Origin of the sequence: Ochrobactrum sp. WV_118_8, from assembly GCF_039631535.1 — a bacterium.
Classification (GTDB): domain Bacteria; phylum Pseudomonadota; class Alphaproteobacteria; order Rhizobiales; family Rhizobiaceae; genus Brucella; species Brucella anthropi.
In genome coordinates, this window is record NZ_JBDIUZ010000001.1 from 1,469,166 (window position 1) to 1,480,975 (window position 11,810).

An 11,810-nucleotide genomic window follows, 5' to 3' on the forward strand; every position below is an offset into this window, starting at 1 on the left:
TTTTCGATACGCTGAAAACGCTATGACACGATTGGCGAGTTTGCGATGCCTTCTGGCGTTGTTCGCTCTCTTGTCGATTTTGCTGTTGCAGGCTGTATCTGTTTCCGCTGCTGATCGCGTGACGTCTCCATTATCAGCACTGACTTTCCGGATGGCTGGCGACGATCTGCGAACGCGCATTGTTGTCATGTTCGATCAGGAGCCAAAGCTGTCGACCCTGCTTCTGGATAATCCACATCGTCTGGTTGTCGACCTGCCTGAGACGCGGTTTGGTTTTGATGAAAAAAGTCTCGAAGCCCGAGGACTGGTATCCCGAGTTCGTTACGGGCTGGTGGGCAAGGGTCGTTCACGCCTCATCCTGACATTACGCGGTCCGTTCAAGGTCGAGGATCTCCGTGTTCTGAAAAATGACAGCGCATCGGGCTATCGCCTTGTGGCCGATATCGTTGCGACTTCGGATCGCGAATTTGCAGATCAGCTCAAGGGGCGCGAGGAAATAACAAGTTCCACGGATCGCAGTGAAAAGCCTGTTCAGGCCGCATCCCAGAGCACGCCTGCCACGCGTCCGTTTACCGTTATGATCGATCCCGGTCACGGTGGTATCGATAGCGGTGCGGAAAGCCTGAGCGGCATCAAGGAAAAAGACCTGACCCTCGCTTTCGGACAGGAGCTCAGAGATCGTCTGGCGCAGGACAAGAATATCAAAGTTCTCATGACGCGTGATGACGACACCTTCTTGCGACTTTCAGAACGGGTGCGGATTGCGCGTCAGCACGAAGCGGATTTGTTCATTTCCATCCACGCCGATACGATCAATCAGCATGATATTCGCGGTGCGACGGTCTACACAATTTCCGACAAGGCATCGGACTCCGTTGCGCGCGCCATGGCTGAGCGTGAAAACAAGTCTGACACCCTTGCAGGTGCGGCGCCTGAGGAGCAGCCCGAGGTCACCGACATTCTTCTCGATCTGACGAGACGCGAAACGCATACATTCTCGCTGAGCTTTGCCGAGAAGGTGATTCATTCGCTGCAAGGACAAGTGAATCTCATCAATAATCCGCATCGCTTTGCCGGTTTTCAGGTGCTGCGTGCGCCGGATGTGCCGTCCGTCTTGATCGAAATTGGATATTTGTCCAATGCCGAGGACGAAAAGCTGATCAGCAATCCTGAATGGCGCAAGAAGCTTGCAGACCGGCTGGCGATTGCGATCAGGGCTTTTGAAGCCTTGAAGCATCCCGCAAGCGTGAGCAAAGGGTAGGGACCTGAAAAGTGGAGATGTCCCACTTGGTGTTACATGCACTTCAGCTTATAAGATGCATGCTTGCAACAGTTTTGTGGATTTTCGTCGTGCAGACGAAAGTGACCGCGTTAAATTGGTAAAAACACGTAAACCATCTTGCCTTTGACTCATTTGCTGGTCACTAAGCCAGTAGTTGCCATACGGCATAATTGGGTTAAAGGGTTGGCTGTTCGTGCTTTGACCCTTATCATGTGAATAATCTGAAGGCAGGATTCCGCATTTATGGTAAGGCTTATCGGATATTTCTTCGGGATCGGAACGGTGCTGATGCTCCTCGTGGCAGGTGGCGTCGCCCTTTACGTCGGAAGTCTCACGAAGGATTTGCCAGATTACGAGGTGCTCGCAAAATACGAGCCGCCCGTCATGACGCGTGTTCACGCCTCGGACGGTAGTCTGATGTCGGAATTCGCGCGCGAGCGCCGTCTTTATATTCCTATTCAGGCCGTGCCGAACCGTGTGAAAGCCGCTTTCGTTTCGGCTGAAGACAAGACCTTCTACGAACATCATGGTCTCGATTTTGCGGGTCTCGCCCGCGCCATGATAACGAACGTCAAGAATATGGGCTCTGGTCGTCGCCCGGTTGGCGCATCCACGATCACGCAGCAGGTTGCGAAGAACTTTCTTCTGACGTCCAAGCAGACCTATGATCGCAAGATCAAGGAAGCCATCCTGGCGATGCGCATCGAGCAGACCTACTCGAAGGACCGCATTCTCGAGCTCTATCTCAACGAAATCTTCTTCGGTCTTGGTTCCTACGGTATTGCCAGCGCTGCTTTGACCTATTTCGACAAATCGGTCGGTGAACTTTCCATCGCAGAGAGCGCTTATCTCGCAGCCCTGCCGAAAGGTCCGAACAACTACCATCCTTTCCGCCAGCCCGAGCGCGCTATCGAGCGCCGCAACTGGGTGATCGACCGGATGAGCGAAAACGGCTACATCACCGCCGAAGAAGCGACGGAAGCCAAGAAGCAGCCGCTCGGTGTGAAGGAACGTTCAGACGCCCATTATGTGTTCGCGTCGGAATATTTCACCGAGGAAGTGCGCCGCCAGATCATCCAGAAATACGGTGTCGATGCGCTTTACGAAGGCGGTCTTTCTGTTCGCACCACGCTGAACCCGACCTTGCAGGTCGAGGCTCGCAAGTCCCTGCAGGCGGCATTGCTTCGTTATGATGAGGCGCGTGGCTGGCGCGGTCCCATGAAGAATGTCGAGCTTGGCAATGACTGGGGTACGGCCTTCGGTGACATGCAGTCCTACGCGGACGTGCCGGAATGGCAGCTTGCGATCGTGCTCAATGTTTCTGCCGCTGGCGCAGATATTGGTCTGCAGCCGCCGCTTGAGGCATCAGGCTCGCGCAGCAAGGAGCGCAAGCGCGCATTCATCGCCGCTGACGATATGAAGTGGGCCATGCGTGTCGTGAATATTGGTGGCAAGCGCACTAGCGCCAAGTCGCCGGAAGGCGTTCTGAAGGCGGGAGACATTGTCTATGTCTCCAAGGAAGGTGATTCCCGTTTCCGTCTCCAGCAGCCGCCGAAGCTTGAAGGTGCGCTCGTTGCCATGGACCCGCATACTGGCCGTGTTCTGGCCATGGTTGGCGGTTTCTCCTATGCGGAATCGGAATTCAACCGCGCAACACAGGCCTATCGTCAGCCCGGTTCTTCGTTCAAGCCGTTTGTTTATGCTGCGGCTCTCGACAATGGCTATACGCCTGCTTCCGTTGTTCTGGACGGCCCGCTGGAAGTCAATCAGGGTGGTACGCTCGGCGTCTGGGCGCCGAAGAATTATTCCGGCAAGTTCTCCGGTCCTTCTACGCTGCGCTACGGTATCGAACAGTCGCGTAACGTCATGACTGTGCGTCTTGCACAGGACATGGGCATGAAACTTGTAGCCGAATATGCCGAACGCTTCGGTATCTACGACAAGATGCTGCCGGTTCTTTCGATGGCGCTTGGTGCCGGCGAAACGACTGTTCTGCGCATGGTGACCGCATATTCCATCATTGCGAATGGCGGCCAGAGCATAACGCCGTCGATGATCGACCGCATTCAGGACCGCTACGGCAAGACGGTCTTCAAGCACGATGCCCGCCAGTGCGAGGGCTGCAATGCACAGGATTGGGCAAATCAGGATGAGCCGACGCTGATCGACAATCGCGATCAGGTACTTGATCCGATGACCGCCTATCAGATCACCTCGATGATGGAAGGCGTCGTTCAGCGCGGTACAGCGCAGATCTTGAAGAGCCTCGACCGTCCGATGGCTGGCAAGACCGGTACGACAAACGACGAAAAGGATGCTTGGTTTGTCGGCTTCACGCCCGATCTCGTAGTCGGCGTCTTCATGGGTTACGATACGCCGACGCCGCTCGGTCGCGGCAATACCGGTGGTGGTCTGGCAGCGCCTGTGTTCAAGTCGTTCATGGAACAGGCTCTGGTCGGGACGCCGAAAGTCGATTTCCGCGTACCGGAAGGCATGACGGTCATCGCTATCAACCGCAAAACCGGCATGCGCGCCAATCAGGGCGATCCGAATGTGATCATGGAAGCGTTCAAACCGGGGACGGGTCCATCGGACAGCTATTCGGTTATCGGTATGGATTCCTTCCGCGAAGGTTCTCCGGTTGCACCACAGTCGCCGCAGGCAACACGTGCGATCAACTCGGGATCTGGCGGACTTTACTGACCGGGAAAGCAGGGCTTTGCCCTTTACACCGCGCCGCGTGCTGACTATGGTCCGCGGCGCTTGGGCTATTCGTCCATGCCCGAAAGTCTGGGCCTCGTAACGACCGGTTCAGCTTCTCAAATAAATAGAATGATAATGAAGGAACGATTTGCCCATGCGCGCGGAAATCGAGACGCTGGTTGACGAAATCCAGCAGGCCATAAGCCTGCTGAGGAGGCATCTTTGACTGGGATCAGGCGATAAAACGTCTCGGCTATCTCAATCAGAGAGCCGAAGATCCCACGCTTTGGAATGATGCCCAGGAAGCCCAAAAGCTGATGCGCGAGCGCCAGCAACTGGAAGATAGCATCAATGGCATCAACCATCTGAAGCAGACGCTGAACGACAGCATCGAACTTATCGCCATGGGCGAAGAAGAGGACGACAAGTCGATCATTCAGGATGCGGAAAACACCATCCGCGAACTGAAGCAAGAGATCGACCGTCGCCAGATCGATATGCTGTTGTCGGGCGAAGCCGACGCGAACGACACCTATGTCGAAGTGCATGCCGGTGCTGGTGGTACGGAAAGCCAGGACTGGGCGTCGATGCTCCTGCGCATGTATACGCGCTGGGCCGAGCGTAACGGCCGCAAGGTCGAAGTGATGGAAGTGCACGAAGGCGAAGAAGCGGGCATCAAGTCCGCGACCATTCTCGTCAAGGGGCACAATTCATACGGCATGATGAAGACCGAATCGGGCGTCCATCGCCTGGTGCGAATTTCGCCCTATGATTCCAACGCCCGCCGTCATACGTCCTTTGCCAGCATCTGGGTTTATCCTGTCATCGATGACAATATCGATGTGCAGGTTACGGAAGCGGATGTTCGCATCGATACCTACCGCGCTTCGGGCGCGGGCGGCCAGCACGTCAACACCACCGATTCGGCAGTGCGTATCACACATATTGCGACCGGAATCGTGGTGCAGTGTCAGGCGGAACGCTCACAGCACAAGAACCGCGAAAAGGCTTGGTCGATGCTGCGCGCTCGCCTCTATGAAGAGGAACTGAAAAAGCGCGAAGCAGCGACGGATGCGGCGAATGCCACCAAGACCGAAATCGGTTGGGGACACCAGATTCGCTCCTACGTCCTGCAGCCTTATCAGCTCGTCAAGGATCTGCGTACCGGCGTTGAAAGCACCAACCCCCAGGAAGTGCTGGATGGCTCTGTTACGCCGTTCATGGAAGCCGCACTTGCCCACCGAATTCAGGGTGGCGGCGAAATGATCGACGATATCGACTGATCATTCGCAAACATGCGTACAGAAAGCGAAACCCGGCCTTTGGCCGGGTTTTCTCGTTTCAGAGGCTCAGAGCAATGGTTCTATCTGTTTGCCTGCCTTGAGGAAATTGACCGGATTGATCGCCCGGCCGTTTTCGCGGACTTCATAGTGCAGATGACTGCCGGTGGAACGTCCGGAACTTCCTGCCTCGCCGACAATGACTCCCGCGGCAGCCTGTTGACCGTCGCGTACCAGAACGCGGCTCAGATGGGCAAAACGGGTCGAGAATCCATTACCATGATCAATTTCGACCATATTGCCATATCCGCCAAAGCGACCTGCCTTTACAACCTTGCCCGCTGCGGTGGACTTCACCGTCTGACCGTATGCCGCACGAAAGTCGATACCGGAATGAAACGCAGCCGTACCTAGAAATGGATCACGGCGCACGCCGAACAGGCTGGTAACGGGTTTGCCCGGAGCCGGATTGGCCAGGGGCAGGGCGCTTACGCGTTTGCGTACCTGATCAAGCCGATCAAGCGCGCTGTCGAGATTGCGCAATTGCATGTCGAAATCATTGACCACCATACCGGGCGACGAAACCGGGATAAGCGGCCCGCCCATTGCAACAGCCGCATCGGCAGGCGTTTCGATACGCAGCCCGGCGGCGTTCAAAGTATCGAGGATGCTGTCGGCCTTTTCATAGGCGGCGTCAGCCAGAACACGCACCTTGCCATTCTGCTCGCTTTCGATGCGATGAAGGTTCTGGGTGATCGTGGCCAATATCTTGTCGGAAGTCTCAAGTGTCGATTCACCCGAAAGTCCGCCAGAAAGACGCAGCCCTATGGAGCCGGCATCGGCGCGGCGATCAGGCTTTCCTGCAGGTGTCTTTCCGGGTACGGGACCGGTAATGATCGGGTCTACACCTGGATATTCACGTCCTGCCAGCGCGTCATCGGGGATAAGCTGGCTATGCTGCTCCTGATCAGGCACGCCTTCCGCCGGCATTTCCGGCATTGGCTGCAATTGCGAAGCTCGTTCCAGCAGAGGTGCGAGTTTTCCGTCGCGCGCATTCAGCGTTTGCTGGCGCTGCATCAGTTCGGCGACCTTGTTCTCCATCACCTGCTGATCGAGCATTTGACGGCTGGTGATGCGATCAACCTCGGTGCGAAGGGCTGAAACGCGGTCCTCATAGAGCTGCTGGTTGCGGGCATGGCGCGCAATACCGGCGCTCATCAGGTCGTCGCGAAGCACCAGATAGGCAGTTGCTCCCAGATACCCGGCCGAAAGCGCCAGAAACGCAGCACCCCCAAGAGCGGCCATCCATGGACGAAATGTGAAATGGCTGATCTTTTCGCCGCGCGCAATAATCAGGACAGGCAGTTCCTTGCGCTCTCCGAACACCTTTTTCGTCGATGTCTTTGCCTGATTCCCAGTCATGCCAGCCGCATGCCCCTTCTCGATTCCCTTGTTTGATTACAACTTATTAGGGTTAACAGACCTTTACATTCGAGGCTTGCGCGGGCCATGCGAGCAGTTTTGTTTTTACTGAAGAGTTTAAAGAAACGACTAGATGGATACCGGTGATAAAGAGCGGTAGAAAGACGGCGTCAGCCCAGCTTCGGCACGTGCCAGTTCATTGAACGGTGGTTTGAGTTCGCCACGGAAATTGGCGCGAACCAGTTCGCGAAATCGCGCTGCCGGATCGATTTTGTTTCGGGCGCAGAAGAAACGAAACCATTTAGCGCCAACAGCGACATGGGTTTTCTCGTCATTGTAGATGACGTCAAGAATTGCTGCAGTCTCGTGGTCGCCGGTTTCGATCATCTTCTCAAGCAGAGATGGCGTGACATCGAGCCCGCGCGCCTCGAGTATGAGCGGCACGACAGCGAGACGGGCCTCTAGATCGTTGCGGGTCTGGTGAGCAGACTGCCAAAGCCCATCGTGGGCAGGCATATCGCCATAGTCTGCGCCAAGTGATTTGAGACGATCACGCAGCAGCGTGAAATGCCGCGCTTCGTCGTCGGCGACTTTCATCCAGCCATCGAAGAAACTGCGCGGTATTGGTTTGGCCGCAAAACGGGCAACGATGTCGAGCGCAAGATCGATGGCGTTCAGTTCGATATGGGCGAGCGCGTGCATCAGCGCAATGCGCCCGTGTTCCGTGTTGAGCGACCGCTTTTTCAACATGCGGGGAGGCACGAGTTCCGGCTTTTCAGGGCGTCCGGGACGCTCAGGCAAAGGCGGATCGAGAGGGCTGCGAACCGACAACGTGCGACCGAACCAGCGAGCAGCGGTATCTCGCGTCAGCCTGACCTTTTCGTCGAGATCGCTGGCGGATATGGCGCGGATGGCATTACCGCGCAGTGTCTGGTCGTATGATGGCTTGCGTGTCATCGCTCAAAGCGCGCGTGCGGCGTCCAGAACCGCCCCGGCATGGCCGTCGACTTTGACCTTGTTCCAGACTTGAGCGATGCGTCCTTCTGCATCGATCAGGAATGTCGTGCGTTCCACGCCCATATATTTGCGGCCATACATGCTTTTTTCAACCCACACGCCATAGGCTTCGAGCGCTACACGATCTTCATCGGCAGCAAGGTCGACGGTCAGATCGTGCTTCTTGCGAAATTTTGCATGTTTCGTCGCGCTATCGGGAGAAAGACCGATGACGCGAACGCCGACCTTGTCGAACTCCGGCTTCAGCAGCGAGAAAGCAATCGCTTCCTTGGTGCAGCCGGACGTGTCGTCTTTCGGATAGAAGTAGATGACAACCGGCTTGCCTTTGAGAGACGACAGGGAGATTTCGCCATTATCCGAAGGCAGAGTGAAATCGGGTGCCGGATCGCCAACTTGGGGATGAGCCATATCTGCGCCTTTCTTTTATGGATTAGGATGGAAACCACCTGTTACAGTCTGAGCTATCGCATTCAGGCAGGGCTTGTGCAACCATTGATGCTGGCGTCACCGCGATGTCGGTTGAAAGGCGCAAGGCTGCCTATGCATGTATGCGATGCGGACAGGAAGCAATTATAAAACAGATAATTACGATCACTTAATGAAGTAAACTCTGAAGGGTCGTATGGAATGGCACTCTTTTTCTGGCTGGGTTGTTGACAGAGAAACCGCAGAAGATCCGCTTCAGCAAGCGGGACATGAAAAGAATCGAGCGTCTCGCCGCTGACGGCGAGGGTGGCTTTTTGCCCGGCCCGGCCCGTCCGAGCCGTTCTTTTTTATCGCGCTGTTCCCATGCGATTTTGTCGATCTGTATCCTTCTGGTTCTCATAGTAGGTGCCGGTTTTGTCATCCTTCGCAGCGGTGTCGATAGCAATCTTCTGCGTGACGAAGCACAGAAAAGCCTGACGCATATTCTCGGTGAAGGTGCGTCCGCCTCCATCGGGAGTGCGGCGCTATCGCTGGATCAGGATAGTCACGTTGCGCTCGAAGCCCGTGATGTATCGATCGCTGATCCGAAACAGGGCGTCGAAATCAGCGGAATCAAATCTGTGCGCCTGGGGCTGGCGCCGTTGCCGCTTTTGACCGGCAAGGTACGTGTTGCTCAGCTCGAGGTGGATGGCGTTTCCTTTGAAATGCCAGAAACGAAAGGTCCGGGATTCTGGAAGTCCTTGCCTTACGACGAACATGGCATTGTCGATTTCGATGCGGTTTCGGGTGAGCTTTTCGCTGCCATGCGCCGCAGTCTGGAGCTTTTGCGTGCGCAGGACACGCATGTCATAGGCATTTTCAACAGCACCGTTGCATTCAAGGTTGGCGATGAACAGCAGGTTCTGGATATCGAACAGGCCCGCCTCATCGAAAATGGTGGGAAGATCGACATCACCGGCAGCGTCATCTGGAAAGGCAAGAAAATTGCACTGGATGGCAAGATCGACCGGCATGCGGGTGACAACAGTCTGGCCGGCTTCGAGCTGAATGTCCGCGATATTCCCGTTGCATTGGGTTCCCCGCCAGAAGTTTCTCCCGTCATAAATGGCAATCGTGTCAATCCGGCCCATTTCGAACTGGAAGCATCGGCACGCTTGTCCTTGACAGGATCGGCTGCCGATGGCGATCAGCCGGAACGTCTTGCAACAGAACTCGCTGTCGACGGCATAGATATGCAGCTCGGCAAGGTTGAAGACGTGCGTGGTGGTATTCGCCTTAATCTTGAACATACGGTAGGAAGCCGCAAGATCGAGATCAAGTCGTCCCGGCTGCAGCTTGGCGGAATGCAGGCACAGTTCAACGGAGCATTTGGTCCAGAACCCGAAGCTGAAAACAATACGGGCGGTCCGACATATCGCTTCGAGGTTCTGACCACTTCGGCGACGAGTATGCCATCGGAATCGACCGATCCGCCGCTATCCTTCGCAACACGGATAGCTGGGCGCTATATGGCCGACCAGCAACGCATCCAGTTTGCCAATCTCGATGTGCAGACGGAAACCGGTCAGCTCTTTGGTCAGGGAAGCATGGGCTTCGGTGCCGGTTCGCCGGAGATGATCTTCCTGCTGCGCATTCCTCAAATGCCGGTTGCAGACGCCAAGCACCTATGGCCCATCGATGTTGCGGATGGCGCACGCGAATGGGTGCTTAAAAACCTCTTTGGCGGAACTCTTAAAGACAGCCGCATCGATATTTCGCTCGCAGGCGGTCGTTTCAACGGACCCGGTCTGCCACCACCGCTGACTGGTGACGAAATCAAGGCTGATTTCAAGGTTTTCGATACACGTTTTGATGTCGTTGGAGAACTGCCGCCCGTGCGCGATGCCGATGGTGAGATATCGGTTCGTGGCGCCTATACGACCATCAAACTTTTGAAAGGCGTGGCCTACACGCCAAACAACCGTAAAGTTGATGTGTCTGACGGCACGCTCATCATTCCATGGGGGCCACAACGGCCGGTTATCGCAGAACTGGATCTCGGTGTTTCCGGTGAGGCATCGGCAATCGCTGAAATTGCCGGGAACAAGCCTATCGACGTTTTGAAGAATGTGCCGTTTCTGCCCGGCGACGTGACCGGTGATGTGAAGTCGCGCGTTAAGGTAAACTTTGCCGTTTCCAAGGATCCGCCGCCCGGCACGCTTCGCTGGAACGCTGACATTGGCTTCACCGGTCTCGACATTTCGAAGCCGATAGCCGGATCGTCCATCAATGATGCGACAGGCAGTATCAAAGTAGATCAGTCGGCGGCCATTATTACTGCCGATGCAAAACTGGATGGTGTTCCTGCAAAAATCAGCATGGTCGAGCCCGTCAATCGTTCGGGTCCGGTCAAGCGCGAGCAGAAGGTCAAGCTGGATATCGACGACAAGACCCGTGATGCAGTCTTTCCCGGTTTGAATTCCATCTTCTCCGGCCCCATGTCTGTTGATCTTGGGATGGATGATGGCGGCAAGCGCCATGTTTCAGCCGATCTCGGCAAGACGCAGATCGATCTGCCATGGCTCGGATGGCGCAAAGGGGCAGGCATACCGGCGAAGGCAACCTTCGATCTGGTCCAGAGCGCGGACGACAAGAGCAAGATGGACATCAATAATCTTGTCTTCTCTGGCGATGCCTTTGGAGCGAAGGGCGATCTTTCCATTGCGAAAGGCGATTTTCAATCGGCGAGTTTCAGCGAGATACGCCTGAACCGAAACGATAATCTTGCAGTCAAAGCGACCAAGAGCGGCGGCGGCTATCGGGTTAATGTGCGTGGTTCGCAGTTCGATGCGCGGGCTCTGATCAAGCAGGTTTCCGACCTTGGCGAGAAGGGCAGCGGCGGCGGTAAAAGCAATAATCCGCGCGTGGTCGTGAGCGCTCAGATCGATGCAGTCAGCGGCTTTAACGGTGAAGCTTTAAGCAATGTCGCTGTCTCCTACGAGAGCGCGGGCAGCAAAGTATCGGGCGTATCGGTCAATGCTGTAACGTCGTCTGGCGAATCCTTTGTGGCAACGAACAATGACCAGGGCGATGCGCGCTCCATTTCGCTGCAATCGAATGATGCAGGAGCGGTTCTTCGGTTCTTCGATTTCTACGACAAAATGCGCGGTGGCAAGATCACGGTTGGTCTCGCCGCACAGGGCAACGGCCCATTGCGTGGTCAGATCGATGCGCGCAATTTTGCGATCATCAACGAACCGCGTCTTGCGAAAATCGTTTCCAGTTCGCCATCAAGCGGCGGCACAAGTCTCAATCAGGCCGTAAAAAGGGATATCGATGTTTCGCGCGTTGATATCGAGCGCGGTTTTTCGTTGATTGAGAAGGGCAACGGTTATCTGAACCTGTCCAAGGGTGTCGTTCGCGGTCCGACCGTCGGCACGACCTTCCAGGGAACGCTCTATGACAAGCAGGGCAATATGTCGATCACCGGCACATTCATGCCCGCCTATGGTGTCAATCGGCTGTTCGGCGAACTACCCATCTTTGGCGCGCTGCTCGGAAATGGTCGCGATCGCGGCTTGATCGGAATCACTTACAAGCTTACTGGCAGCGCCAAGCAGCCGCAGGTGGTCGTCAATCCGATCTCCGTCATCGCGCCGGGCATATTCCGCTCAATCTTTGAGTTTTGATAACAAAAAAAC

General features: G+C 55.6%; 7 protein-coding genes. 4 read left to right on the plus strand and 3 right to left on the minus strand.

The genetic code is table 11. The features are described 5' to 3' along the window. Window positions 1-22 precede the first annotated feature (22 nt). From ABDF71_RS07105 to prfB, 3 genes are all read left to right on the plus strand, one after another. Complete coding sequence (locus tag ABDF71_RS07105) at window positions 23-1,261, plus strand: N-acetylmuramoyl-L-alanine amidase (RefSeq protein ID WP_105529023.1); 1,239 nt, start codon at window positions 23-25, stop codon at window positions 1,259-1,261. 264 nt (window positions 1,262-1,525) lie between these two features. After that, window positions 1,526-3,985 carry a penicillin-binding protein 1A gene (locus ABDF71_RS07110; RefSeq protein WP_500061427.1) on the plus strand — a complete coding sequence of 820 codons (2,460 nt, stop codon included), beginning with the start codon at window positions 1,526-1,528 and terminating at the stop codon, window positions 3,983-3,985. Between the two features lie 154 nt (window positions 3,986-4,139). Further along, window positions 4,140-5,268, plus strand: a protein-coding gene (gene prfB / locus ABDF71_RS07115) for a peptide chain release factor 2 (RefSeq protein WP_105529024.1) whose coding sequence is annotated in 2 segments (ribosomal slippage) — window positions 4,140-4,208 and window positions 4,210-5,268 — 1,128 coding nt in all. Because the reading frame shifts where the segments join, the coding sequence is not laid out codon by codon here. A gap of 66 nt (window positions 5,269-5,334) precedes the next feature. Here the strand turns inward: prfB and ABDF71_RS07120 are convergent. The 3 genes from ABDF71_RS07120 to ABDF71_RS07130 form a co-directional block, all read right to left on the minus strand. Beyond that, window positions 5,335-6,687 carry a M23 family metallopeptidase gene (locus tag ABDF71_RS07120; protein ID WP_500061428.1) on the minus strand — a complete coding sequence of 451 codons (1,353 nt, stop codon included), beginning with the start codon at window positions 6,685-6,687 and terminating at the stop codon, window positions 5,335-5,337. Between the two features lie 129 nt (window positions 6,688-6,816). Beyond that, window positions 6,817-7,644 carry a ferritin-like domain-containing protein gene (locus ABDF71_RS07125; protein ID WP_105529026.1) on the minus strand — a complete coding sequence of 276 codons (828 nt, stop codon included), beginning with the start codon at window positions 7,642-7,644 and terminating at the stop codon, window positions 6,817-6,819. A 3-nt stretch (window positions 7,645-7,647) separates the two neighbouring features. Next, window positions 7,648-8,112, minus strand: coding sequence for a peroxiredoxin (locus tag ABDF71_RS07130; protein WP_105529027.1), 465 nt, complete (start codon window positions 8,110-8,112; stop codon window positions 7,648-7,650). A 287-nt stretch (window positions 8,113-8,399) separates the two neighbouring features. On the opposite strand from ABDF71_RS07130, the gene ABDF71_RS07135 reads away from it, so the two are divergent. Next, entirely contained in the window at window positions 8,400-11,798 is a 3,399-nt protein-coding gene (locus ABDF71_RS07135) for an RNA-binding protein (RefSeq protein WP_500061429.1), read from the plus strand. Window positions 11,799-11,810 lie beyond the last annotated feature (12 nt).

Excerpts from the sequence above, each read along its gene's own strand:
- ABDF71_RS07125 (WP_105529026.1), bottom strand. The coding sequence starts at position 7,644 with ATGACACGCAAGCCATCATACGACCAGACACTGCGCGGTAATGCCATC.
- ABDF71_RS07105 (WP_105529023.1), top strand. The coding sequence starts at position 23 with ATGACACGATTGGCGAGTTTGCGATGCCTTCTGGCGTTGTTCGCTCTC.
- ABDF71_RS07135 (WP_500061429.1), top strand. The coding sequence starts at position 8,400 with ATGAAAAGAATCGAGCGTCTCGCCGCTGACGGCGAGGGTGGCTTTTTG.
- ABDF71_RS07120 (WP_500061428.1), bottom strand. The coding sequence starts at position 6,687 with ATGACTGGGAATCAGGCAAAGACATCGACGAAAAAGGTGTTCGGAGAG.
- ABDF71_RS07130 (WP_105529027.1), bottom strand. The coding sequence starts at position 8,112 with ATGGCTCATCCCCAAGTTGGCGATCCGGCACCCGATTTCACTCTGCCT.
- ABDF71_RS07110 (WP_500061427.1), top strand. The coding sequence starts at position 1,526 with ATGGTAAGGCTTATCGGATATTTCTTCGGGATCGGAACGGTGCTGATG.